Below are 22,993 nucleotides of genomic sequence, written 5' to 3'. Positions count from 1 at the left end.
AGCCCCGAAGAGCGGGATGTCGATCCAGAGATGCTGGACCGCCGCGCTTTTGTTCTCGCTTCTATTCGTTTTATTCTCTTTCTCCACCCCCTCGGCCTTCGTCGGAGACGAGGAAAACACGATCGAGATCTATCAGCGCGTCAACGCCAGCGTCGTCAACATCACCAGCATCGCCGTCACTTACGATTTTTTCCTCAATCCCATTCCTTCCGAAGCCTCCGGCTCCGGCTCCGTCATCGATAAGAAAGGATATATCCTCACCAACAACCATGTGATCCGCGACTCCGAACGCCTGGAGATCACCTTGGCCGACGGGAGTAAGTGGCCGGGGGAACTGGTCGGGTCCGATCCGCAGACCGATCTCGCCGTCATCAAGGTCAACGCGCCGCCGGAGCGTCTGACGGCGATCCCGATGGGGAATTCGGACGGGCTCCGCCCCGGCCAAAAAGTCCTGGCGATCGGGAATCCCTTCGGCCTGGAGCGGACCCTGACCGCCGGCATCATCAGCTCCGTTCGGAAGAACATTCGCGCCGGCGACCTGGAGATGGATGAGGTGATCCAGATCGACGCCGCGATCAATCCGGGGAATTCGGGCGGTCCGCTTCTTAATTCGGAGGGAAAGATGGTCGGGATCAACACCGCCATCTTTACCCCGTCGGGGGGAAGCGTCGGGATCGGATTCGCCATTCCGATCAACACCGCCAAACGGATTTTGAACGAGCTGATTACAAAAGGCTATGTCGCCTATGCCTGGATCGGCATCGATACGCAGACCCTTCTTCCCGAATTTGCGGAGGCCCTCTCGCTGCCGGTCCGAAAAGGGGTGATGGTCGCCCGGGTGGTGCGGGGGGGGCCGGCGCACCGGGCCGGCATCCGGGGAGGAACCCAGCGGGTCGAGGTCGGGAACGCGATTCTCGTAATCGGCGGGGACATTCTGGTCGCCGTCGACGGGGAAGAGGTCGCGTCTGCGGAAGCGTTCCATCAGGTGATGAAGAGCAAACGGCCGGGGGATAAGGTCCGGCTGATCCTCTGGCGGGGCCGGGAGAAGAGGGAAGTCGAGGTCAAGCTGGGCGAACGCCCACGGCGGGGTCGATGATTTTAATAGGGTTCGTAGGGGCGAGGCACCGCCTCGCCCTGCTTTTGCTGTGCGTCTGATTGCCGTGAAAAGAAGGGCGACCCACCGGGTCGCCCCTACAATGCTCCAATGAGGTATGGTATGATTGCTCGGTGGTTATTTTGACAAAGATGAATTTGAGATTGAAATGAAGTTCCTGAACCTCGTCCATTACTTTGAGAAGCTGGAAGCGACGTCGAAACGGCTGGAGATGTTTGCGATCCTCTCCGATCTCTTCCAGCAGGCGAACGCGGAAGAGATCGACAAGATCATCTACCTGGCCCAAGGAGAGCTCCTCCCTCCTTTTCATGGAATCAACATCGGCATGTCGGAGAAATATCTCCTTCGCGCCCTGGCGAAGGCGGGCGATGTCGATCCGGAGATGATCGCGAAACAGTATCGGATCGTCGGAGACCTCGGCGGATTGGCGGAGAAGGTGATTCACGGCGAAGGGAAGGGGCTCACGGTCGCCGAAGTCTACGAGCGAATTGATGCGATCGCGACGATGTCGGGGGAGGGGAGCGTGGAGCGGAAGATCGATGCCGTTTGCGAGCTCATCGGCGCGGTTTCCCCCCTCGAAGCGAAGTATGTCGCCCGGTTTATGGCGGGAAAGCTGCGGCTCGGCGCGGGAGATGCCACCATCCTGGAAGCGCTGGCCCTCTCGAAAGGGGATCGGGCCTATCGAAAGGAGCTTGACCGGGCCTACAACATCACCTCCGATCTCGGCCTCGTCGCCAAAACCCTCTACCAAGCGGGAGAGGAAGGGATCCGCGCCATGTCGGTCCGGATGGGTTATCCGATCCGCCCGGCCCTCTGTGAACGGCTGAGCTCCGCCGAAGAGATCGTCGAGAAGATCGGCCGCTGCTCCGTGGAGGTGAAATATGACGGCCTTCGTTGCCAGATCCACAAGAGCAAGAATGATCTCGCCATCTTCTCCCGAAACCAAGAGCGGACCACCCCGATGTTCCCTGAAATCGCCGAGGCCTGCCGGAATCTCTTCCGCGAACAAGAGATCATCATCGAGGGAGAGGCGCTGGCTTTCAATGAGGCGACCGGCGATCTTCTGCCGTTTCAGATCACCAGTCAGCGGAAGCGCAAACATGGGATCGAAGATATGGCGAAAGCTTTCCCGCTCAAGTTCTTCGTCTTCGATCTTCTTTATTTGAACGGCGAGGATTATACCCATCATGGGTATGCTCAGCGGAGAAAAAAACTGTTCGAGCTGATCAAGAAAAACCCGGTGATGGAAGTCTCCCACGCCATCGAGACCGAAGATCCGGTCGAGATCCAAAAATTCTTCGACGCGTCGATCGAGCGGGGACTGGAAGGGATCGTCGCCAAACGGCTCGATGGACCTTACGCGGCCGGTTCTCGGAACTTCAATTGGATCAAGCTGAAGCGGAGCTATAAAGGAGCGCTCTCCGACTCGGTCGATCTCGTCATCGTCGGCTATTTTGCCGGCAAGGGCCACCGGGCGAAGTTCGGCATCGGGACGATTCTCTCGGCCGTCTACGATCCGGGGGAAGATCGATTCAAAACCGTGACGCGGATCGGAACCGGTTTTTCGGAAGAAGAGCTGGTCCAGCTCAAACAGCTCCTCGACGAAGAGGCGGCCCCGGAGCGTCCCCATCCGGTCGACTCGGAGATCACCCCCGATGTCTGGGTGAATCCCAAATATGTCATCACGGTGACCGCCGACGAGATCACCCGATCCCCCAACCATACCGCAGGGAGAGACGCGGATGGGATCGGTTATGCCCTCCGTTTCCCCCGCGTCCAGGGGTTCATCCGGACCGATAAAAGCCCGCGGGACGCCACCACCGTTTCTGAAATCATCGATATGTTCAACCTGCAAAAACGGGTGAAGATGGAATGAGTGCGCTTCGCTCGTATCTGAAAGTTCGGATCAAGGGGCTTGTCCGGACATGGACGGAGGAGTGGGCGACCTATTTCATTCTCGCTCCGGTCATGATCGGCGCCGTCTTTCTGTTGGGACGGCGGATCTTTCACGATTTCGCTTCCAAGATCGGCGCGGTCCAGTCCATCGCCATCTCCCAAGAGACGTTGCTTCAAGGGGTGCTCGCCGTCCTTTCCTTGAAGATTTTCTTTAACTTTCTCCCCCTTTCAAAACGCCTCTATCCGACCGAGCAATCGCTGACGATTGATGATCTGTTGCCGATCCGGCCTGAGACACGATACGTGATGTTCTATATCGAACAGCTGATCCGAGACTTTCCCTTCTTTCTCTTCGCCCTTTTCGCCGTCCTCTTCTTTGATAAGCCCGACCTGATCGGGTGGGTCTTTACCTTTTGGCTTTTCTTTCCCGGCATGGAGATCGGGTTGACGATCTTATGGAATCATCTTCATCCGCCGAGCCGGGCGGAGCTCCTCTTGGCCCTCTTCATTCTCCTCTGGCTGATCTGGTTTCTCCCGATCGAAAGCATGGGCTGGTGGCTCGATTTCGCCGCCCCGTTTCTGGTGACGGTCGGATTTTGGGGATTCGGGCGGTGGCGGTACAGCGATGTCTCCGGGGTCGAGCAGCTTCTGCTTGAATCTCAATCGAGGGGAAACCTCTTTAACCGGATCGGCCGGTGGCTTCCAGAGAGTGTCCGCCCGCTGGTGGTGCGCGACTTTCAGTTGACCCTGCGGAATTTCGCCCCGCTCTTCTGGCGCAATCTGGCGATTGCCTTCATTCTGGTTGCGGCGGTCGTTCTGCGCGGAAATATTCCCGCCGCGGTTTTCTGCGCGGGGGCGGTCTATTTCCTCTCCGCGACCGCTTCGACCCTCTTTGCCCTCCAGCGGCCTTATCGCGCGATGGATTACATTCTTCCCCTGGCGGTGGAGCGGATCTGGCGAGGAAAGGTCCTCTATGCGGTTTTTCTCTCTCTTCCGATTCCCTGGCTGGTGTGGGCCGTCGAAATGATCGTCCGTCCGCTCTCCTCGACGCAAGGCTTCTCTCTGCTGTTTCAACTGGTCCTCGTGGGGCTTGCAGTATCCGCCCTGACGGGGGGGACTGTCTGCGAGGGGGACCAAAAGCCGGCGCTTCACTACATCATCGCCGGTTTCCTCTCGTTGCTCGCCACCCTTTTTATCGCCGTTTTTCACCCGCTCCTTTTTGTTCTGGTCTTTCCGGTTCTGGGGAACCTGCGCGGTTCCGCAATCACGCGTCTTGAAAATGAGGAGGCGGCCTAGCCATGTCGATTCAGCTCCAAGGGGTCACCAAACGCTACGGCCGGATTGTGGCTGTCCAACCGCTCGATTTAAAAATCGGCGGGGAAATCTGCGGTTTGATCGGCAACAACGGGGCCGGCAAATCGACCTTGATGAAGATGATCACCGGGCTGCTTCACCCCGACGCGGGACGGGTGGAGATCAACGGGATCGACTTGAAGAAGGATCCGGAGGAGGCCAAGCGCCAGATCGGCTATCTCCCCGAATCGCCGATGCTCTACCCGCGCCTCACGCCGGAAGAGCTTTTAACCTACATCGCCGAGATCAAGAATGTTCCTTCCCCGGCGGCGGAGATCGACCGCTGGTTGGCGACCTTCGGACTGAGCGAAAAACGGAGAGCGCTCCTGCGGGATCTCTCCTTCGGGATGAAGAAAAAGGTCGCCCTCTCCACCGCTTTCATCGGCTCGCCGCGCCTTCTGATCCTCGATGAGCCGTTCAACGGCCTGGATGTCGCCACAATGGAGCGGCTGGCGGAGATGATTGTCGAATTCAATCGAAACGGCGCGACTGTCTTGATCTCCAGCCATCTGATGGAGTATGTAGACCGCCTCTGCCGGCGCGTATTGATCCTCAAGAAGGGGGCCGTGGTCCGGGAAGGGACGCCGGAGGCATTAAAGGAAGAAGCCAAGGCCTCTTCCTTTCATCAGGCATTTCTTTATTTCACCAGTGACGGGAACCCGGAGACAAAAAATTGAAAGTCGGTTTCGTCCAATTCGATTGCCGGTTCGGAGAGGTGGAAAAGAACACCGACCGCGCGGCGGAGTGGATCACGCGGCAGCGGGCCGACCTCTGGGTTCTGCCGGAGCTATTTAACACCAGCTATCAGTTTACATCAAAAAAAGAGGTCGCCGCGCTGGCCGAGCCGGTCCCGAGCGGCCCGACGACGCAACGGCTGATCCGCCTCGCCAAGGAGAACAGAACCCATCTCGTCGCCGGGCTGGCGGAGCGAAGCGGAAAACAGTTTTACAATTCTTCAGTCTTGGTCGGGCCGAAAGGGCTTCTTTCCGTCTACCGGAAGATCCATCTTTTCTATGAAGAGACCCGCTGGTTCACCCCCGGCAATCTTCGGTTCCAGGTCCACCCGGTCGGCAAAGCGCGCGTCGGGATGATGATCTGTTTCGACTGGTTCTTTCCGGAGGCGGCCCGAAGCCTCGCCCTTTTGGGGGCGGACATCATCGCGCATCCTTCCAACCTCGTCCTGCCGTATTGTCCCGATGCAATGCCGACCCGCTGCTTGGAGAACCGACTCTTCGCGATCACCGCCAATCGGGTCGGGTCCGAATCGCGCGGGAAGGAAACCCTCACCTATATCGGCATGAGCGAGGTGGTCGATCCGAAAGGGAGAATCCTTTATCGGGCCTCCGATCGGAAAGAGGAGTCCCATGTGGTTGAGATCGACCCGAAGCTGGCCCGGAACAAATCGCTCAATCGCTACAATCATCTCTTAAAAGATCGGCGCGACCGACTTTACGTCAAATCCTAAAGTATGATATCAACTCTTTGCTCTTGATCTTCACCCCTCATTCTTCGTTTCCAGTTCTGTTATGATAAAACCATGAGAGATCCGAGTGTTCATGAAACCCGGCCTGTTCTGATCACGCGCGCCTTTATTCTTCTCTTTACCGCTCATCTTCTTTTTGGGCTCTCTTTTTGGCCGTATGTCCTGCTCCCGGTGTTTCTTCAGCAATTGGGAGCCGATCTTTTTACGGTCGGCCTGATCATGGGGACCGCCTCGTTTTCCGGAATCCTCATTCGTCCGTGGGTCGGCGCGGCGCTTGACCGGATCGGCCGGCGGAAAATATTGATCGCCGGCGGGGCGGTCTTTTTGGGGGCCAATCTTTCTTATCTGGCCATCGATGAGGTCGGGTGGACGATCTTCGTTGTCCGGCTGCTTCATGGGCTCGGTATGGGAATCTTGATGGCGGCCTTCTTCACCCTGGCCGCCGATCTGTCGCCGGCAACGCGGCGGACGGAAGGGATCGCCCTTTTCGGGGTGTCGGGGCACCTCTCCGGCGCGATCGGTGTTTTGGTGGGGGAGCAGATTATCCGGCTTGGGGGATATCCCGCCCTCTTTCTCAGCAGCGCGACCCTTGCGCTTTTATCGATCTTCACCAGCCTCTTTATTCGCGAACCCGAAACCCCTTCTCACGACGCCGAACCGGAGGGCTTCTTCTCCGTTCTGCGGGGGCCGGCGCTTCGCATTCCGCTGCTCGGAACCGTCGCCTTCTCCTTCAGCATGACCTCCTACATGGTCTTTCTCAAGCCGTATGCCCTGAAGATGGGAATCGGCTCGATCACCCCTTTCTTTATCGCGTACACCTTCACCGCCGTGACCGTCCGGCTGGCCGGGAGCAGTTGGCCCGACCGGTTCGGACTCAAGAAGGTTCTTTATCCATCGATGATTTCAATGGCGGTCGGGATCGTCGCCCTTTTGTTCTGGCCGACCCCCTCGGGGTTGATCGTGGGCGGCGTGCTCAGCGGGATCGGGCATGGATTCATTTTTCCGATTCTTTCGGTCATGCTGATCGAGCGGGCGCGGGAAGAAAACCGAGGAAGCGCGATCACCCTCTTTACCATGCTCTACGATTTGGGTCTCTTCATCGGAGCGCCGCTGCTCGGCTTCATCGCGATCGGAGAGCGTTACGGAAGGATGTACGTCGCCGCCGCGGCGGTTCTGATGGTCAGCCTGATTGCATTCATCCGGTTTGATCGGGAGAAGGGGGAAGGGGGGAGCGGGCCGCCGCTCAGGGAAGGCGGAGGATAAAGTCGGCCATCGCCTTGAAATAGGCCTCGCCTCCGACCTCTTCGGTATTGTTGTGGCCGGCGCCGGGAATCGCATAAAAGGTCTTCGGCCCGCGGGCCGCCTCGAAGAGCTTCCGGCCCTGCGCGAAGGGAATCGTCTCGTCCCGGTCGCCGTGGAGGATCAAGATCGGAATTTCCAATCGTCCGATCTTCGAGAGATTATCGTAGCGGGTCGTGATGAGCCCTCCGACCGGAAGCCAGGGGAGGGCGACCCGCGCCATCTCTCGAATCGAGGTGAAGGGCGCCTCCAAGACCAGCCCCTGCACTTTTCTCTGAAGGGCCAGCTCGACCGCAACCGCCGCCCCGAGCGAAGCCCCGAAAGGAATGATCCTCGCCGGATCGACATCGTCCCGGGTGAGAAGGTAATCATACGCCGCGACGGCATCCAGATAGGTCCCTTTCTCCGAGACCCGCCCGCCGCTTCGCCCATATCCCCGATAGTCGATGATGAGAACGTTTGCTTTTAGCGTGTGATGGGAACGGTCGATTCGCCCTACCCGGTGGCTCATGTTCCCCCCGTTTCCGTGAAGCCAGAGAATCGTCGTCTGTGCTTCGGGATGGGGGACGAACCACCCGTTGATTTTGACGCCGTCGGCGGTGGTAAGGGTGAGGTCTTCGAATGCAAGGCCGGCGTCGGCGGGGGTGAGGGTGATCTCTTTCTCGGGGAAGAAAATGAGGCTTTTCATGGCGCAACCGCTTTCCAGGAGAAAGGCCGATAAGAACCAGAAGGTGAAAGATTGAAGGAATCGAATCCGTGGCGCTTTCACCATACCGTAACTGCCGATTGAGTGAAAGATGTCAATGCAAGTACAGTGCGGACTGCCGCAACCTCCGATGACCTGATGCAGTCGAAAACACCCAATGGAAGCGAACCCGGGAATGGCTTAGGATCGACGGGAGACAGACGCGCAGAGCGTTCAATCCGAGATCCACATTCCTGAATCAATCCGGGGGATTTGCCCCACCGTTGGGGGATTTGCCCACCCGATTGGGCGGATTCTTTTCGCAAGAAGAAAGCAAAGTTCATTTTATCTCCTTGTTTCAATAGGATAAAAGAGTATACGAGAATGATCATTTGGCACGGGCCTTGCTGTATATGAAAAATGTATTTTCAAAAATCTTCAAGGAGGTAAAATGATCGATCAATATTTTGGATTATGGATTGTCTTAATTGCTTTCTTATTTATTAATGTGATCTTTGCAATGACTTCATCGATGGATATTCAGTCCGACGTTCCGGACAACAATCAGACACCCGAGGGGATCGAACCGAACTGGAGTGGAACCACGCAGCGGCCTGTCGTTGGGAAAATAAAATATCTGAAGCCCCACGCCGGCGAGCCGATCATCCACTCCGCCCGCTGAACGCGGCTGATTTATTCTTCCTCTAAAAATCATTCCTTCGTCGGCGGACAATCTCCCGGATCAGGGGATTGTCCGTCGACTCATTTCGAGTCATGGAATTTTCATGAGCGGAGGGATGGCCGGGTGAAGCGGATTTTCCGCCGAATCGATGAGGCCAAGGAAGCCTTCGGTCGGCTGGAGCGCATACGATTTCCAAAGCGCTTCGGAGAGCCAGACGGGGCGGGCCGTTTTGTTTTTCATATCGACCTCCCACCACCAGCCCCGCAGAATACCCCGCCGGTCATCCTCCCGCGTGCCATATGTATAGCTGATGAGGTAGACCGCCCCTTTCCATTCGGTATACCAACCGTAAACACAGTGGGTCTGATCTCCCGTCCAACACTCCTCGCGCTCCGCGTAGGCGGTCGTCTCCTCCGGAAGATCCCGAACCCCTTCTGCCAGCATGGATTGATAGTCGGCTTTGATGAATTCGATTGCGGCAAGGGAGTCCGGTTTCCAGATGGAGGGGAGGAGGAAGGAGATAATAAATCCACCCAGCGCGAGCCCCAGGAAGAGGATGACGAAATAGGGCCCCAGCTTTTTGACCCAGCCGGTCGGTTCGATTTCTTTCGGCTCGATGGACACGCAGCTCGGCGTTGAAGGTGAGTGGATCTCTACCTTAGACCCAGGCGCGCGTTTTCTCGTACGCGCTGATCTTCTCTTCCTGCTGGAGCGTCAACCCGATATCATCCAATCCGTTTAAGAGGCAATGCCGCCGGAAGGGATCGACATCGAATTGAAAGAGCAGGCCGTCGGAAGAAGCGATCTCCCGCTTTTCCAGATCGACATTCAATCGATAACCCTCCCTGGCGCGGGTCCGCTGGAAGATCGTTTCGATCTGATCCTCGGAAAGGACGATCGGAAGCATCCCGTTTTTAAAACAATTGTTGTAGAAGATGTCGGCGAAAGAGGGGGCGATGAGGCACTTGAAGCCGTAATCGAGGAGCGACCAGGGGGCATGCTCGCGCGAGGAGCCGCAGCCGAAGTTGGCGCGCGTGACGAGAATCGTCGCCCCTTTATACCGGTCGGCGTTCATCTCGAATTCGGGGTTGAGCTGCTTGCCGTCGATAAAACGCCAGTCATAAAAAAGAAACTGTCCGAATCCGGTCCGCTCGATCCGCTTCAGAAACTGCTTCGGAATGATCTGATCGGTATCGACGTTCGGAAGATCGAGCAGCGCGACCAGTCCGTTTAATTTGGTGAATGGCTCCATGAATTCTCCCTTTCTACTTTTTAGAATCGTATTGACGAACGTCGACGAAATGTCCCTCGACCGCCGCGGCGGCCGCCATGATCGGGCTGACGAGATGGGTCCGTCCTCCCTTTCCCTGGCGTCCCTCGAAATTCCGGTTGGAGGTGGAGGCGCAGCGTTCGCCCGGCTTGAGGATATCGGGATTCATGCCGAGGCACATCGAGCAGCCCGACTCCCGCCAATCGAACCCGGCCTCTTTGAAGATGCGATGGAGCCCTTCCTCTTCGGCCTTTTTCTTCACCTGCTGCGATCCGGGGACGATCATCGCATAGACTTTGGAGGAGACCCGGCGGCCCTTCACGAACTGGGCGACCCGGCGAAGATCTTCGATCCGGGCGTTGGTGCAGGAGCCGATGAAGACACGCTCGATCGGGATCTCCTCGATCCGGGTTCCGGGGTGCAGCCCCATGTATTCGAGGGCCCGCTCGGCCGACTTCCGGTCGTTCGGATCGGTATATTCGGACGGATTCGGAATGCGGGCGTCGATCGGCAGGACCTGGCCGGGATTGGTTCCCCAGGTGACCTGAGGGGTCAACGTCGCCGCATCGATCTTCAGCGTTCGATCGAAGGCCGCGCCCGGATCGGTCGGGAGCTTCTTCCATCGCGCCACCGCCGCATCAAAATCTTTGGGGGCGTATTTTCGTCCTTTCAAATATTCAAAGGTCTTCTCGTCCGGGGCGATCATCCCGGCGCGGGCTCCGCCCTCGATCGACATGTTGCAAACGGTCATGCGCTCTTCCATGCTGAGCGACCGGATCGTATCGCCGGCGTATTCGATGACGCTGCCGACGCCGCCGCCGGTGCCGATCCGCCCGATGATGGAGAGGATGATGTCTTTCGCCTCCACGCCGTAGGGGCGCGGGCCGTTCACGTCGATCAGGAAGGTTTTCGGTCTGTCTTGAAGAAGACACTGCGTCGCCAAGACATGCTCCACCTCGCTCGTGCCGATTCCGAACGCCAGCGCCCCGAACGCCCCGTGGGTGGAGGTATGGCTGTCGCCGCAGACAAGAGTAAAGCCGGGGAGGGTCAGCCCCAATTCCGGACCGATGACATGGACGATCCCTTGCTCCGGATCGTTCAGATCGAAGAGGGTCACCCCGAACTCTTTGCAATTGCGCGAGAGGGTGTCCATCTGTTTGGCCGAGATTTCATCTTCGATCGGGAGGGCGCGATCGGTGGTCGGGACGTTGTGATCCATCGTGGCGAACGTTAATTCGGGCCGCCGCACCTTCCGCTTGGCCAGCCGAAGTCCGTCGAAGGCTTGGGCCGAGGTCACCTCATGAATCAAATGCCGATCGATGTAAATGAGCGACGGCTTCCCGGCCTCTTCATGGACGACGTGGGCTTCCCAGATCTTTTCAAACATTGTTTTCGGTTTCATGCTGTTCTCATCTCCCGATCAATCCGTTTAATGACGATGCGAGCCGCCATTATAACCGAAACCAAGTGGCGTTGAAAAGTGGTTTTCAGACGGACTTTGTTTTGATTATTTCCCTTCTCTTTGATAAGATGCTTTTCATTTTGAAAATAAGGGGGCATAAAGCATGTCGAAACTCATTTGGGCCATGGTGGCGGTCGGAATTTTACTGACAGGTTGTTCGGGCGGAATCAGCGATGAGGCGCTGGCGGGCCTTTCGCCGGCCGAGGCGGGGCAGAAGGTCTTTGATGCCAGGTGCAAGCGGTGCCATGTGATCAACGGCTCCGGCGGAACGCGCGGACCGAATCTCTCGAACGTCGGAGGGCGTTTGGAGGAAGCGGCCCTCCGGGATTTCCTTCAAGATCCCGAAAAAGCAAGGCCGGGAACGCGGATGCCGAAGGTCGCCCTCACCGAGAAACAGCTCGACGCGGTGGCGACTTATCTTGCGGGACTGAAATAATGCTGATAGAGTCAAGAATGGAAAATCTTTCTCTCTGATACTGATCACCGGCTTCTGAATCCTTGATCTCCTCCCTGGATCTCTCCGATGACATGGTGGACGCTCTCTTTCTATCTACTCGTTCTCTTGGCGGCGGGGTCCGTCTTTTCGGTCAAGAAGGACGCCTATCCTGACCGGGGAGCCCTGTTCGACCGACAGGGCTGGAGCATTTGGATCGGCATCTTCGCCGCGACCCTTCTCAAATCGGTCAGCGCCATCGTTCTCTGGTCCCCCTGGTCCTTCCGGAATCAACCGGCCATCGTGCCGATCTATTTTCTGGCCGAAATCTCGGTCTTCGTCGGCGTTCTCCTCTTTTACCGGCTCATCACCGGTCAGCCCTTTACCCTCCTCGGCTTTTCATCGGAGCGGTTGGGAATACGCCTCCTCTTCGCGATGAGGTGGATCATCGGTGTGTTCTTCGTTCTTTACTGCGTCTTCTATATCTTCCTTCTGTTTCAATCGGTCGAAGTGTCCCAAGCCTGGTTGATGCGGCTTTACCGAAACCGCGATCTGGTCACCGCCCTGATGCACTTCTTTGAAAAAATGTGGGGGCTCCCTTCCGTCGTCATTCCAATCCTATTCATGGTGGTCCTTCGTCCGTTTGCGGAGGAGATCGTCTTCCGCGGCCTGTTATATGGGCCGATCCGCCGGAAGTCCGATCCGATCATGGCGGCGCTCATCTCCTCTTTTCTTTTCACCCTGGCGGACGGATCGATCGCGAGCCCCCATCTCCTCACCGGGGTCCTTTCGGCCTATCTCTACGAGCGGACGGAGAGCCTTTTCCCCGGCATGATTCTGCATGGGCTGCTTAATCTGGGAAGCGTCGTCTATTACTTCGGCGGGAAAAATGTCATCTCCGTCGTCGTGCGCAAAACCGAGGCGGGTTGGATGACCCTTTTGCTTGCGGCTCTCTTCGTCGGGGTCGTTATCCTCTATCGCGTTCTGCGGAAGAAGGGATACGGATGGGGAGGGACGGTTTCAATTTCTTAATCGAACCGGCAATCGAGGGCCAGCGCCTTCTCAAGACGTCTCATGTACTCCGGGCGTGAAATCTCGACGGCGCCGAAACTCTGCAAGTGGGACGTAATGAACTGCGTATCGAGGAGAAGGTAGCCCCGATTTTTCAGACGCTCGACCAAAAAGGCGAGGCAGACCTTCGAGGCGTCCCGCTGAGCGGTAAACATCGACTCCCCCATAAAAGCGCCGCCGAGCGCGACCCCATAAAGCCCTCCCGCCAGGGTTCCCTCCGCATAAGCCTCCACAGAATGGGCCTTGCCGGACCGGTGAAGCGCCAGGTAGGCCCGGATGATCTCCTCGCTGATCCAGGTCTCTTGCCGAGAGGCGCAGGCCCGAATCACCGCCTCGAAGTTCCGGTTGATCACAATTTCAAAAGGTTCCCGGCGGATGGTCCTGGCCAGCCGCTTCGGGAGATGGAACGATTCGAGATCGATGATCCCGCGGGGATCGGGAGAGTACCAACGAACTTCCCCCCCGTCGGCCATCGGAAAGATTCCCTGGCGATAGGCGGCCTCAAGGAGTTCGGGGGTCAGGGAGATCTGCATGGAGAGACTATACCCGAACTGATGCAGAAGGGTAAAGTGGAGATGGGGAAATAAAAACGGATTAGATGGGGACGGAAGGTGAATAAGTTTCGTGTCACCGCTCCGATCTCTCTAATCCGTCTTCAATGAATCCGTGTTGGACCGACGCTATGCCGCTTTGCGCAGAAGGTCATCCCGAAGGGAAGAGAACTTTTTCGCTTCGCGCGTAATCGCCTCGTAGTTTTGGCTCTCCACATGTTTACGGGGAGTCAGCAAGCTTCCCAAAGCAATCGCTTCCACGCCGATGGAGAGGTACTCTTTAAACGAATCATAACTCTTGACCCCCGCCGGAATGATTTTAAGAAAGGGGAGCGGCTTGAGGATCTCGTCGATATAATCCGGGCCGCCGAGGGCATCGACGGGGAAGACTTTGACCATATTCGCCCCTCCTCGCATCGCCGTATAAATTTCAGACGGGGTCGAGGCCCCCAATATACAGGCGACATTGCCGTCTCGGCAAACCGGAACCATCTCCAGGTTTCCGACCGGCGAGGCGACGAAGTGACAACCCAGGCCGATCGCGGAGCGCGCTTCACGGAGGGTCAGCACCGTCCCGGCGCCGACCAGGATATTCCTTTCCTTCATCAATTCCCGAATGACGTCCTGCGCATCCGGAATGGTGTAGGATATCTCAAAAATACAAACCCCGCCTTCCATGACGGCCTGCACGGTCTTCACGGCTTGATCGGCATTTTCGGTTCGAATGACTGCGATAATTTTTTCTCTGGTAATACGCTCAAGCACGTCATTTAACATTTTTCCCCTCCGGATCAATAGGCCAAGATTTTTTTGCCGAACCACATGAAAGACCCTCTTCCAGTGTCTCTTGTATATAAAGCATCCGATCTCTCCAGACGGGTTTGAGAACGCGCATCGACCATGAAAGAGCGGTCCTGTTCTATTCCTGGTAGGGGGACTGATCTGCGGCGGCATTCTTCCGAACAGAGAAGATCGATCTGCATCAAAGTAAATTTTTGCAAAACGAATGCCGTAAAATCCGGCCACATAAGCGATTTATAGATCGCTTGCGCCTTCCTTGTGCAAAAAAATCACAGCCGCCGGCCGACCGAGCCGGTTCTGAGAAAAAGAGGTTCGGACAACAAACACAAGGCGTCTGCAGGGGGCACTTCCATTTTGAGCGCCCCTTTGAACCGGAGGAATCGACCGTCTATTGACCCGAGAAAAAAAATCACGACTTCATAAAGAAAATATTAAAACCACCCTACAGATTTCGATTCGGTGCGTCATTCGGCAATGTGATCTTCCCTACTTTGGGTAAAAATGAGCATTTATTTTCAGCCTCAAACACGGTTCAGGCTGAGGTTTCTTCCAAAACCCGTTCAGAAGATTTGCAATGCCTTGTGTGAAAATGCCGAGCCTCCGGCCGGACAGTTGCTCCATCCTCGGTGATAATCATGAATGTGTTCTCTTGATCAAACACGTGAACGCCTGGATCGGTTCTTCATTTCAGGACGGCTTTCCCAATCAGGCCACTCACAAAACAGGCTTCAATCGCGGGTAAAGTAGCATTTTCATGTAAAAGGGCTTGACATGTTTGCGCCGTCTCGGCTAGTATCGGCGATGCTCTTTGGGTCCCCATCGTCTAGCCCGGCCTAGGACATCGCCCTTTCACGGCGGTAACCGGGGTTCAAATCCCCGTGGGGACACCAGATGCCTTTTTAAAAAGTGTCGCTCTTTCCCAAAGCCGAACGGATCTATACCAAAATCAATTTCAGTGATTTCTCCACTTCAAGCGGAAGAGGAAATTTTACCTGCCGTAATCTTTATAAAAGAAGGGAGTTCTTACCGATGTCAAAGAGAGTATTAATCGTTGATGACAACCAGGACGCCATCCATATTTTGTCGGCGGTCCTGAAGAGGGGAGGCTACGCCGTCTCTGTCGCGAAAAACGGAGCCGAGGCGGTCGAGATGGTCCGTCAGGACCATCCCGCTCTGATCCTGCTCGATATCATGATGCCGAAAATGGACGGCTTCGAGGTTTGCCAGGAGATCAAGGGAAGCCCGGAAACACGCGCTATTCCGATTCTCATGATCACGGCGAGAAAAGACCCGGAATCGCGGAAACGCGGTCTGGAGGTGGGCGCCAGCGAATATCTGGTCAAGCCGATCCACCCCGCCGAGGTCTTGCGAAAAGTTCAGGAATATTTGGGGGACGACCGATCTTCTCCGCCTTCCCTGAAATCGATTTTTCTACCGTTTCTTCTTCTTCGTGAAAAAATCACTTTTCAGTTGGGAGCGTTTGCCTACTGCTCCGCCGTCGACAAAAAACCGACAATCTGACAAACACAGGAGAACAACGGCGCAGACCCGATACGCCGTTGTTCACATCCGCCGCTCTCGTCAGAAAAGTGCTCCCTCCCGCCGCCGCTTGTCTTCTTCGAACCGAACATGGTAGATTGACTCATTGACCGGATTCCACCGGAACGCTCGATCACGCTCACTCGAAGCCGGGATACAGAGGGTCGGATGAAGATCGATTTTACAAAAAGCGGCGGCTTTGCAGGAATGAGATTGGCCGTCCGAATCGACACGGATACCCTTCCTTCGATGGAAGCGGATCGGCTGCGCCGCCTGATCGAAGAGGGGCGTTTTTTCAACCTGCCGACCTCCCTCAAATCGAACCTTCCGGGGGGCGACCGTTTTCAATATCGGATCAAGGTGGAAGAAGGGGGAAAACGGAAGGAAGTGTTTGCCGACGAAGCCGCGGTCCCGGAGACCCTTCGTCCGCTGATCGATTATTTGACCGACTGGGCCCGCTCCAGCCAAAGAAGAAAAACGGTTTAACTTTCAAACGCAGCTGACAATTAAGTGAAAATCATTGGTCTTCCGCCTCCGGAAAATCTTTCTCAATCACAATCTCAATCTCATCCTCGGCTGAAATCCCCCGGTTCCGAATGTGGGCTTTCAGATCGGGATGCCGGCGCAATAAGGTGAAGATCGACTTGAGAATTTCCGGCTTGATTTGCCCCTCCCACCGCTTCAGCCAAGCGTAGTCGTCTTCCTCTCCGTCGTAATTTTCTGGAAACCGGGCTTCCAAACTAAACCGCAACACGAACGTCTTCTCTTCGCGAAACACGTTTCCTCTCTTCCGGGATGGGTAATTATGTTTTTGAGATGAACAGCCCGATCTGACCGGCGAGGAATCGCGCGACCTCCGCGGTTTCAAACGGCCAGGCATACAGAATGGAAAGGCCCGGGTGGCGGCGGCGGGCTTGCTCGATCGCCTCGGGAATTTCCGCTTTGGAGTGGGCGCCGCCGGGGGTCATCATCGGCGTAACGACGATCACCTGCTCCGCTCCGACGGCCGCCGCCCGATCGATCGCTTCATCCACCGTCGGCGCGCAAAATTCATTGAATCCGATCACCACTTCGCATCCCATCTCCTTCCGAAGCTGTTCGGCGAGGGCCTGCGATCCTTCGAAAAAAGGATCGTTCTCGGCGGTTCGAGGCCACGTCCGCATCTTCGTGTCGAGCTGATGAAGCCGCTCTTGGAGCGGGGTCCGTCCCGCCGCGGGGGGGTGCTTGAGCTTGGCGCGCAGATCAAAGAACTCCGCCCTCTCTTTTTTGGGAAAATCGTTTGCCGGTGCCCCATGCATGGCGAGAACAACGACCCTCTTCAATGGAATCCTCACAAAGGGGTTTATCATTCGGCGTCAATCGATGTCATGACGGGCCGAGTATAACATGACCGCCTCCCGAATGCTTCTGGAAAAACCGAGAAGGTTGCTGTAGAATAGGCCGACTCATGGAGGAAAAATTGGCTAAAACGGACGGGAAAGTAGAAGCGAAGCGTCCCCTCTTGGGAGCGCATATGTCGGTGGCCGGCGGGCTCGATCAGGCGCTCTACCGCGGGCGGACGGCCGGGTGCGATGTCATTCAGATCTTCTCGAAGAACTCCAACCAGTGGAAAGCAAAACCGCTGACGGTAGAAGATATCGCGAACTTTAAAAAAGCCCGCCTGGAGACGGGGGTCTTCCCCGCCATGGTGCATAGCTCTTACCTGATCAACCTCTGCTCCGACAAGGAAGAAGAGTGGAAGAAGTCGGTCGAAGCGCTCCACATCGAAATGGAGCGGGTCGAGGCATTGGAGATGCCCTATCTGGTCCTCCACCCGGGGTCACACCTCGGGGCCGGAGAAGAGGTGGGGATTTCCAGGGCGGCCGAGGCGCTGAACCTTCTTTTTCAACGGACCGCCCGGTTTAAAATGCAGATCCTCATCGAGCTGACGGCCGGGCAGGGGAGCTGCATCGGGAGCCGGTTCGAGGAGGTCGGCGCGATTTTCGACCGGATCAAAGCGCCGGAGCGGATCGGGGTTTGCTTCGATACCTGCCATGTTTTTGCGGCCGGGTATGACTTGAGAACCGAGACAGACTACCAGGAAACGATGGCCGCCCTCGACCGGGCGGTGGGCTTGGGACAGGTCCGGGCCTTTCATCTAAACGATTGCAAAAAAGAGCTCGGCTGCCGGGTGGACCGGCATGACCACATCGGCCGGGGAAAGATGGGAACGGCCCCCTTTTCATTTTTAATGAACGACCCGCGTTTCTTCGGCTTGCCGATGGTCCTGGAAACCCCGAAGGGAAAAGAGCTCAAAGAGGACATCCAAAACCTGGCCATTTTAAGGAACCTGCAACGGCGATAGGCTTCGAAGCGAGGGTTGAACTTCATCATTTTTTACATTTCTAGATTCCTCATTCATCCTTCTTCATTCTCTGTTTGGGGTTGATTTCACGCCGATGCGCTGTTAGAATCGGGCGAATACGCGATCTCCCGTTCTATTTGCTTTTCATAGCTTAAAAAGGTATGATCGGCCCGTTTTTGAAGATCCCTGAGCCAGGGAGGGTTTTCTTCGGTTCAGCTTTTATAATTGCGTGCCTACGCGGATTGTATTGGAGGAGGATTGATGGCAAACGAAAAAAGACAGTATGTGAACTACATTTTCTACAAGTTGGATCCGGCGTGGCGAAGGTTGCCGGCCGAAGAGCGCGAAGCGGGGAAACGGGAGCTGTCCGCGGCCATCGAAGGCTTCACGTCGAAGGTGCTGGTGATCCCTTATTCCACGGTCGGAATCCGGGCGGAGACCGATATCATGCTCTGGCGGATCAGCTACGATCTGGAATCGTTTCAGGACATGACGGTCAAAATGCTCTCGACCAGCCTGGGCAAATACATGAACACCGTCTACTCCTACATCGCGATGACGAAGCGGTCGATCTACGTCGACAAGCATTCGCACGAGGGACAGGAGTCGAAGCGCCTCACGATCGTCCCCGGCGAGTCGAAATATCTCTTCATCTATCCCTTCGTCAAGACCCGCGAATGGTATCTTCTGACCAAATCGGCCCGGCAGGGGATGATGAACGAGCATATCGAGATCGGCCACAAGTACCCGACGGTGAAGATCAACACCTCCTACTCCTTCGGATTGGACGATGCCGAGTTCGTCGTGGCGTTCGAGAGCGACCATCCCTCCGACTTTTTGGACCTGGTCATGGAGCTGCGCGAAGCCGAGGCGAGCCGGTACACCCTGCTCGACACGCCGATCTTCACCTGCGTTCGAAAAAGCCTCAAGGATACCTTGAACGATCTGGGGAATTAAACCGCACATGACGGAGAAGATCGAAAACGTCATCATCATCGGCTCGGGGCCGGCTGGCCTCACGGCGGCGATTTATGCCGCCCGGGCAAATCTTCATCCCGTCTTGATCGAAGGGGCCCAAGCCGGCGGGCAGCTGATGATCACGACCGACGTGGAAAACTTTCCGGGATTCCCCGACGGCATCCAGGGGCCGCAGCTGATCCTGGAGATGAAGAAGCAGGCGCAGCGCTTCGACACCACCTTTATCACCGGGGATGTCACCTCCGTCGATTTCTCTCAGCGCCCCTTCAGCATCGTGGTCGACGGGGAGCGGACCTACCGGACCCGATCGGTGATCATCTGCTCCGGCGCCCGGGCCAAGCTGCTCGGGATTGAATCGGAGGCGCGGCTGATGGGCCACGGCGTCTCCGCCTGCGCCACCTGCGACGGGTTTTTCTTTCGCGGGAAAGATGTCTTTATCGTCGGCGGGGGCGACACCGCCATGGAAGAGGCGACCTTTCTGACCCGTTTCGCGAATCAGGTCAGCGTCATTCACCGGCGGGATAAGCTGCGCGCCTCCAAGATCATGCAGGACAAAGCCTTCAAGAACCCGAAGATCAAATTCATCTGGGACACGACGATCACCGATATTTTGGACGGGCCTTCCGGAACGGTTTCGGCGGCGGTCCTCCAGAATCTGAAAACCGGGGAGACTTCTCAGCGGAAGATCGACGGGGTTTTCATCGCGATCGGGCATGAGCCGAACACCGCTCTGTTCAAGGGCCAGCTGGCGCTGGATGATCGTGGTTACATCAAAACCCAGCCCGGGACACCGCGCACCAACGTTCCGGGGGTCTTCGCCGCGGGGGACGTGCAAGACCCGAACTATCGCCAGGCGATCACGGCCGCCGGCACCGGCTGTATGGCGGCAATGGATGCCGAGAAGTTTTTAGAATCTGAGGAAGGACATTGAATGGCTGAAAGACCCGATATTCTGTTGATCGCTTGCAGCGAGACCGACTCCAACATCTACTACGCAACCAAGTTCCTCGCCCCCGATAACTTCATCTTCCTTCGCGCCCGCGGTAAAACGTTTCTTCTCATGAGCGATCTGGAAGTCGACCGCGCCCGCGCCCAATCGTCGGTCGATCAGGTCCTCTCCTATTCAGAGTATGAAGAACGGACCAAAAAGCGGGGGATCGATCGCCCCGATATGGCCGATGTCGTTCAAACGCTCCTCCAGGAACAAGGGGTCAAGGAGCTGACCGTTCCGGCGAATTTTCCGTTGGAATACGGCGACGCGCTCCGGTCCCGCGGTTTTACCCTCTCGATCAAGAAGGAGCCGTTCTTCGAAGAACGGGCCCTGAAGACGCCGGAAGAGGTGGCCGCCATCCGAAAGAGTCAGATCGCCGTGGAAGAAGCGGTCGCGGAGGCGTTCGATCTTCTCCGAAGGGCGGAGATTAAGAACGGTCAAATCTATCTTGAGGGAAAGGTCCTCACGTCGGAGTCGGTTCGAAGCCATCTCCACCTCCGGATGATGGAGAAGGGATGCATCGGGCAGCACACGATCATCGCCTGCGGGGTCGATGCCTGCGATCCTCACAATGAGGGATCGGGCCCGCTGCGGGCGAACGAGCCGATTATCTTCGATGTTTTTCCCCGATCCTCCGAGACCCGCTACTTCGCCGACATGAGCCGGACGGTGGTCAAAGGACGGGCTTCCGATGGAATGAAGAAGCTCTACGACACCGTCTTGGAAGGGCAGGAGCTCGGCATCAGCCGCGTCCGAAGCGGCGCCTCCGGGAAGGCGATTCATGAAGAGATCGTCGGGCTCTTCGAGAAAAAAGGCTATCATACCGGCAAGGTCGGCGGGCGGATGCAGGGATTCTTTCATGGGACGGGGCACGGCGTCGGCATCGATATCCATGAGCCGCCGCGGATCAGCCGGGCCGATTGGATCCTCAAAGAGGGAGAGGTGGTGACCGTGGAGCCGGGGCTATATTACCCGGAGATCGGCGCGGTCCGGATCGAAGACATGGTCCTGGTTGAAAAAGACGGATGCCGGAACCTCACGACCTTTCCAAAAAAACTGGAGATTCCCTAAGTGGCTTCCAAGCGCAACGGAAATCGATCGACCGGCGACAGCCTAAAAAAGAGCATGGAGACAGAGACCCCGGCCGTCAAAGAACTGGTGGAAAAACTGCTGGTTTCGTTGGGAGAAGATCCGTCCCGGGAAGGGTTGAAGGGAACGCCGGGCCGCGTCGAGCGATCGCTTCGATTTCTGACCAGCGGCTATCACCAGAATGTCGACCGGATTTTGAACGACGCCTTCTTTACGATTGATCATGAAGAGATGGTGATCGTCAAAGACATCAACTTCTTCTCCATGTGCGAGCATCATCTTCTTCCCTTTTTCGGAAAGTGCCATATCGCCTATCTTCCCAACAAGAAAGTCGTCGGCCTAAGCAAGCTTCCCCGGGTGGTTGAGATTTTCTGCCGGCGGCTGCAGCTGCAAGAGCGCTTGACCGGCGAGATCGCGCAGGCGATCGCCGATAAGATCGACCCGCACGGCGTCGGCGTCGTCATCGAGGCGCAGCATCTCTGCATGATGATGCGGGGCGTCGAGAAGCAGAACGCCCGCACCGTCACCAGCGCGATGCTCGGGGTCTTCAAGACCGACCCTAAAACCCGCGCTGAATTCCTCGACCTGCTGCGACACGATAAGATTTAATTTCTCCGACACCTCACCGTCTTGGGTTCGCGATGATTTCCGTTGAAGAAGCCCGAAAGATCATTCTCGCCGAAATCCGCCGGATGGGGACGGAGCGGGTGCTGCTGTCCAATACGCTCGGGCGGGTTCTTTCGGAGGATCTGCTCTCCGCGCTCGATCATCCCCCTTGGGACACCTCCGCGATGGACGGCTACGCCGTCCGTTGGAACGACACCGCCGGCGCGTCCAGAACAAACCCGCGGATACTCAAGATCATCGAAGAAATCCCAGCGGGGACCCTCCCTCAGAAAAAGATCGAGCCCGGAGAGGCCTCGAAGATCATGACCGGCGCGCCGGTCCCGGAAGGGGCCGAGGCGATCGTGAAGGTCGAGGAGACGGAGCGACACGGCGACCAGGTAAAAATTTTCGAGGCGGCCGATGACGGCGATTTCATCCGGAAAAAGGGGGAGGCGATCCGGACGGGGGATCTGATTTTAAGGAAAGGGATCCGGATTCGTCCCGCCGACATTGCGATGATGGCGTCGATCGGACGGTCGGTGGTTCCGGTCTATCAGCAGCCGCGCGTTGCGATCCTCTCCACCGGGGACGAGCTGGCCGAGATTGATGAGCCGCGCGGGCCGAACAAGATCCTCAACAGCAACGGCTACGGCGTGGCGGCGCAGGTGATCGAGGCGGGGGGACTCCCGATCAACCTCGGCATCGCCAAAGACACGCGGGAGGATCTCGACAAAAAGCTGAGGGGGGGGCTCCACGCCGACTTTCTGATCGCCTCCGGCGGGGTCTCGATGGGCGATTACGATTTCGTCCAGGAGGTCTTGATGGAGCTGGGAGCCGAGATGAAATTCTGGAAGGTGGCGATGAAGCCGGGCCAGCCGCTCGCCTTCGGGGTGATCGGCGGAAAACCGGCCTTCGGGTTGCCGGGGAATCCGGTTTCCGCGATGGTTTCTTTCGAGCAGTTCGTCCGCCCCGCGCTCCTAATGGCCGGCGGCCGGACCGAAGTCTTCCGACCGATTATTCAAGCAACCCTTGAAGAAGAGGTCCGCAAACACCCCGGCCGCCGTCACTTCATGCGGGCAATCGTTTCCGTCCAAAACGGGGAGTACCGTGTCCGGACCACCGGCGATCAGGACTCCCACATCCTCATGTCGTTGGTAAAAGCCAACGCGCTGATGATCCTGCCCGAGGCCGGCAACATCCACAAAGCGGGTGAAAAAGTCGCCGTCCAGCTCCTGTCCGATGTGGCCGTTGCCGGAAACGAGCTAAGTGGATTAATATAGAGTCTGTTCCCAATCTCCTTGTCACCACCCTTCCCTCAGCGATCTTGAAACCCACATCAAGTCACT

At 56.9% G+C, this 22,993-nt stretch carries 25 protein-coding genes and 1 tRNA gene; 18 read left to right on the top strand and 8 right to left on the bottom strand.

What is annotated here, in order from left to right; translation table 11 throughout:
- Nucleotides 1–16: 16 nt before the first annotated feature.
- From MNODULE_RS17825 to MNODULE_RS17800, 6 genes are all read left to right on the top strand, one after another.
- Nucleotides 17–1,096, top strand: a complete 1,080-nt coding sequence (locus tag MNODULE_RS17825; protein ID WP_168062372.1) for a S1C family serine protease — start codon at nt 17–19, stop codon at nt 1,094–1,096.
- Between the two features lie 166 nt (nt 1,097–1,262).
- Nucleotides 1,263–2,990, top strand: a complete 1,728-nt coding sequence (locus tag MNODULE_RS17820; RefSeq protein ID WP_168062370.1) for an ATP-dependent DNA ligase — start codon at nt 1,263–1,265, stop codon at nt 2,988–2,990.
- On the top strand, nt 2,987–4,306 hold the full coding sequence (locus MNODULE_RS17815; RefSeq protein ID WP_168062368.1) for a hypothetical protein: 1,320 nt from the start codon (nt 2,987–2,989) through the stop codon (nt 4,304–4,306). The genes MNODULE_RS17820 and MNODULE_RS17815 overlap by 4 nt, the downstream gene beginning before the upstream one ends.
- A 2-nt stretch (nt 4,307–4,308) precedes the next feature.
- Nucleotides 4,309–5,040, top strand: coding sequence for an ABC transporter ATP-binding protein (locus MNODULE_RS17810; RefSeq protein WP_168062366.1), 732 nt, complete (start codon nt 4,309–4,311; stop codon nt 5,038–5,040).
- A complete protein-coding gene (locus MNODULE_RS17805; RefSeq protein ID WP_168062364.1) occupies nt 5,037–5,828 on the top strand; it encodes a nitrilase-related carbon-nitrogen hydrolase in 792 nt (263 codons plus the stop codon). Before MNODULE_RS17810 ends, MNODULE_RS17805 begins: the two co-directional genes overlap by 4 nt.
- A gap of 72 nt (nt 5,829–5,900) precedes the next feature.
- The gene (locus MNODULE_RS17800; RefSeq protein WP_168062362.1) at nt 5,901–7,109 is read left to right on the top strand and encodes an MFS transporter; all 1,209 of its coding nucleotides are present in this window, start codon (nt 5,901–5,903) and stop codon (nt 7,107–7,109) included.
- Here the strand turns inward: MNODULE_RS17800 and MNODULE_RS17795 are convergent.
- The gene (locus MNODULE_RS17795; RefSeq protein WP_168062360.1) at nt 7,090–7,833 is read right to left on the bottom strand and encodes an alpha/beta hydrolase; all 744 of its coding nucleotides are present in this window, start codon (nt 7,831–7,833) and stop codon (nt 7,090–7,092) included. The two genes, MNODULE_RS17800 and MNODULE_RS17795, sit on opposite strands and share 20 nt — an antisense overlap.
- Nucleotides 7,834–8,281: 448 nt before the next feature.
- Between MNODULE_RS17795 and MNODULE_RS17790 the strand changes: the two genes are divergently transcribed.
- Nucleotides 8,282–8,512, top strand: a complete 231-nt coding sequence (locus MNODULE_RS17790) for a hypothetical protein (protein WP_168062357.1) — start codon at nt 8,282–8,284, stop codon at nt 8,510–8,512.
- Nucleotides 8,513–8,602: 90 nt separating this feature from the next.
- Here the strand turns inward: MNODULE_RS17790 and MNODULE_RS17785 are convergent, their stop codons facing one another.
- From MNODULE_RS17785 to leuC, 3 genes are read right to left on the bottom strand one after another with little or no spacing between them, the layout of a single operon-like run.
- Nucleotides 8,603–9,136, bottom strand: coding sequence for a hypothetical protein (locus MNODULE_RS17785; protein WP_168062354.1), 534 nt, complete (start codon nt 9,134–9,136; stop codon nt 8,603–8,605).
- 34 nt (nt 9,137–9,170) lie between these two features.
- The gene (gene leuD, locus MNODULE_RS17780; protein WP_168062352.1) at nt 9,171–9,764 is read right to left on the bottom strand and encodes a 3-isopropylmalate dehydratase small subunit; all 594 of its coding nucleotides are present in this window, start codon (nt 9,762–9,764) and stop codon (nt 9,171–9,173) included.
- Between the two features lie 13 nt (nt 9,765–9,777).
- Nucleotides 9,778–11,184, bottom strand: a complete 1,407-nt coding sequence (gene leuC, locus MNODULE_RS17775; RefSeq protein ID WP_168062349.1) for a 3-isopropylmalate dehydratase large subunit — start codon at nt 11,182–11,184, stop codon at nt 9,778–9,780.
- A 163-nt stretch (nt 11,185–11,347) separates the two neighbouring features.
- Between leuC and MNODULE_RS17770 the strand changes: the two genes are divergently transcribed.
- Both MNODULE_RS17770 and MNODULE_RS17765 read left to right on the top strand, forming a co-directional pair.
- Entirely contained in the window at nt 11,348–11,680 is a 333-nt protein-coding gene (locus MNODULE_RS17770) for a c-type cytochrome (RefSeq protein WP_168062347.1), read from the top strand.
- Between the two features lie 87 nt (nt 11,681–11,767).
- Nucleotides 11,768–12,709, top strand: coding sequence for a CPBP family intramembrane glutamic endopeptidase (locus MNODULE_RS17765; protein ID WP_168062345.1), 942 nt, complete (start codon nt 11,768–11,770; stop codon nt 12,707–12,709).
- On the opposite strand, the gene aat is transcribed toward MNODULE_RS17765, so the two are convergent.
- Together aat and MNODULE_RS17755 are read right to left on the bottom strand one after the other, a co-directional pair.
- Nucleotides 12,706–13,281 (bottom strand): leucyl/phenylalanyl-tRNA--protein transferase, encoded by a 576-nt coding sequence (gene aat, locus MNODULE_RS17760; RefSeq protein WP_238339611.1) that lies wholly within the window; start codon nt 13,279–13,281, stop codon nt 12,706–12,708. The genes MNODULE_RS17765 and aat overlap by 4 nt on opposite strands.
- 147 nt (nt 13,282–13,428) lie before the next feature.
- A complete protein-coding gene (locus MNODULE_RS17755; protein ID WP_168062343.1) occupies nt 13,429–14,076 on the bottom strand; it encodes a bifunctional 4-hydroxy-2-oxoglutarate aldolase/2-dehydro-3-deoxy-phosphogluconate aldolase in 648 nt (215 codons plus the stop codon).
- 836 nt (nt 14,077–14,912) lie between these two features.
- Here MNODULE_RS17755 and MNODULE_RS17750 point away from each other — a divergent pair.
- The 3 genes from MNODULE_RS17750 to MNODULE_RS17740 all read left to right on the top strand — a co-directional run bounded on the left by MNODULE_RS17750 (nt 14,913) and on the right by MNODULE_RS17740 (nt 16,125).
- Nucleotides 14,913–14,990: transfer RNA gene (locus MNODULE_RS17750), tRNA-Glu, on the top strand.
- A gap of 139 nt (nt 14,991–15,129) precedes the next feature.
- Complete coding sequence (locus tag MNODULE_RS17745; protein ID WP_168062340.1) at nt 15,130–15,621, top strand: response regulator; 492 nt, start codon at nt 15,130–15,132, stop codon at nt 15,619–15,621.
- A gap of 186 nt (nt 15,622–15,807) precedes the next feature.
- Nucleotides 15,808–16,125 (top strand): protealysin inhibitor emfourin, encoded by a 318-nt coding sequence (locus MNODULE_RS17740; RefSeq protein WP_168062338.1) that lies wholly within the window; start codon nt 15,808–15,810, stop codon nt 16,123–16,125.
- A 31-nt stretch (nt 16,126–16,156) separates the two neighbouring features.
- Here the strand turns inward: MNODULE_RS17740 and MNODULE_RS17735 are convergent, their stop codons facing one another.
- Together MNODULE_RS17735 and MNODULE_RS17730 are read right to left on the bottom strand one after the other, a co-directional pair.
- The gene (locus MNODULE_RS17735; RefSeq protein WP_168062336.1) at nt 16,157–16,417 is read right to left on the bottom strand and encodes a hypothetical protein; all 261 of its coding nucleotides are present in this window, start codon (nt 16,415–16,417) and stop codon (nt 16,157–16,159) included.
- Between the two features lie 25 nt (nt 16,418–16,442).
- Nucleotides 16,443–16,961, bottom strand: a complete 519-nt coding sequence (locus MNODULE_RS17730) for a sirohydrochlorin chelatase (RefSeq protein WP_168062334.1) — start codon at nt 16,959–16,961, stop codon at nt 16,443–16,445.
- 137 nt (nt 16,962–17,098) lie between these two features.
- Between MNODULE_RS17730 and MNODULE_RS17725 the strand changes: the two genes are divergently transcribed.
- From MNODULE_RS17725 to MNODULE_RS17700, 6 genes are all read left to right on the top strand, one after another.
- Nucleotides 17,099–17,983, top strand: a complete 885-nt coding sequence (locus MNODULE_RS17725; protein WP_202882251.1) for a deoxyribonuclease IV — start codon at nt 17,099–17,101, stop codon at nt 17,981–17,983.
- Nucleotides 17,984–18,244: 261 nt separating this feature from the next.
- Entirely contained in the window at nt 18,245–18,940 is a 696-nt protein-coding gene (locus MNODULE_RS17720; protein ID WP_168062330.1) for a chlorite dismutase family protein, read from the top strand.
- 7 nt (nt 18,941–18,947) lie between these two features.
- Nucleotides 18,948–19,892 carry a thioredoxin-disulfide reductase gene (gene trxB / locus MNODULE_RS17715; protein ID WP_168062328.1) on the top strand — a complete coding sequence of 315 codons (945 nt, stop codon included), beginning with the start codon at nt 18,948–18,950 and terminating at the stop codon, nt 19,890–19,892.
- The gene (locus MNODULE_RS17710; RefSeq protein ID WP_168062326.1) at nt 19,893–21,023 is read left to right on the top strand and encodes a M24 family metallopeptidase; all 1,131 of its coding nucleotides are present in this window, start codon (nt 19,893–19,895) and stop codon (nt 21,021–21,023) included.
- A complete protein-coding gene (gene folE / locus MNODULE_RS17705; RefSeq protein ID WP_422666760.1) occupies nt 21,024–21,650 on the top strand; it encodes a GTP cyclohydrolase I FolE in 627 nt (208 codons plus the stop codon). It abuts the gene before it with no gap.
- Nucleotides 21,651–21,682: 32 nt separating this feature from the next.
- Nucleotides 21,683–22,927 carry a molybdopterin molybdotransferase MoeA gene (locus tag MNODULE_RS17700; RefSeq protein ID WP_168062324.1) on the top strand — a complete coding sequence of 415 codons (1,245 nt, stop codon included), beginning with the start codon at nt 21,683–21,685 and terminating at the stop codon, nt 22,925–22,927.
- The last annotated feature ends 66 nt before the right edge of the window (nt 22,928–22,993 follow it).

The organism is Candidatus Manganitrophus noduliformans, from assembly GCF_012184425.1.
GTDB classification, from domain to species: Bacteria; Nitrospirota; Nitrospiria; order SBBL01; family Manganitrophaceae; genus Manganitrophus; species Manganitrophus noduliformans.
The sequence above is the reverse complement of the archived record's forward strand: the minus strand, read 5'-3'. Positions and strand labels throughout refer to the sequence as shown.

Excerpts from the sequence above, each read along its gene's own strand:
- MNODULE_RS17745 (WP_168062340.1), top strand. The coding sequence starts at position 15,130 with ATGTCAAAGAGAGTATTAATCGTTGATGACAACCAGGACGCCATCCAT.
- leuC (WP_168062349.1), bottom strand. The coding sequence starts at position 11,184 with ATGAAACCGAAAACAATGTTTGAAAAGATCTGGGAAGCCCACGTCGTC.
- MNODULE_RS17795 (WP_168062360.1), bottom strand. The coding sequence starts at position 7,833 with ATGAAAAGCCTCATTTTCTTCCCCGAGAAAGAGATCACCCTCACCCCC.
- MNODULE_RS17800 (WP_168062362.1), top strand. The coding sequence starts at position 5,901 with ATGAGAGATCCGAGTGTTCATGAAACCCGGCCTGTTCTGATCACGCGC.
- MNODULE_RS17820 (WP_168062370.1), top strand. The coding sequence starts at position 1,263 with ATGAAGTTCCTGAACCTCGTCCATTACTTTGAGAAGCTGGAAGCGACG.
- MNODULE_RS17825 (WP_168062372.1), top strand. The coding sequence starts at position 17 with ATGTCGATCCAGAGATGCTGGACCGCCGCGCTTTTGTTCTCGCTTCTA.
- MNODULE_RS17700 (WP_168062324.1), top strand. The coding sequence starts at position 21,683 with ATGATTTCCGTTGAAGAAGCCCGAAAGATCATTCTCGCCGAAATCCGC.
- MNODULE_RS17710 (WP_168062326.1), top strand. The coding sequence starts at position 19,893 with ATGGCTGAAAGACCCGATATTCTGTTGATCGCTTGCAGCGAGACCGAC.
- trxB (WP_168062328.1), top strand. The coding sequence starts at position 18,948 with ATGACGGAGAAGATCGAAAACGTCATCATCATCGGCTCGGGGCCGGCT.
- MNODULE_RS17810 (WP_168062366.1), top strand. The coding sequence starts at position 4,309 with ATGTCGATTCAGCTCCAAGGGGTCACCAAACGCTACGGCCGGATTGTG.
- MNODULE_RS17720 (WP_168062330.1), top strand. The coding sequence starts at position 18,245 with ATGGCAAACGAAAAAAGACAGTATGTGAACTACATTTTCTACAAGTTG.
- aat (WP_238339611.1), bottom strand. The coding sequence starts at position 13,281 with ATGCAGATCTCCCTGACCCCCGAACTCCTTGAGGCCGCCTATCGCCAG.
- MNODULE_RS17770 (WP_168062347.1), top strand. The coding sequence starts at position 11,348 with ATGTCGAAACTCATTTGGGCCATGGTGGCGGTCGGAATTTTACTGACA.
- MNODULE_RS17740 (WP_168062338.1), top strand. The coding sequence starts at position 15,808 with ATGAAGATCGATTTTACAAAAAGCGGCGGCTTTGCAGGAATGAGATTG.
- leuD (WP_168062352.1), bottom strand. The coding sequence starts at position 9,764 with ATGGAGCCATTCACCAAATTAAACGGACTGGTCGCGCTGCTCGATCTT.
- MNODULE_RS17755 (WP_168062343.1), bottom strand. The coding sequence starts at position 14,076 with ATGTTAAATGACGTGCTTGAGCGTATTACCAGAGAAAAAATTATCGCA.
- MNODULE_RS17765 (WP_168062345.1), top strand. The coding sequence starts at position 11,768 with ATGACATGGTGGACGCTCTCTTTCTATCTACTCGTTCTCTTGGCGGCG.
- MNODULE_RS17790 (WP_168062357.1), top strand. The coding sequence starts at position 8,282 with ATGATCGATCAATATTTTGGATTATGGATTGTCTTAATTGCTTTCTTA.
- MNODULE_RS17815 (WP_168062368.1), top strand. The coding sequence starts at position 2,987 with ATGAGTGCGCTTCGCTCGTATCTGAAAGTTCGGATCAAGGGGCTTGTC.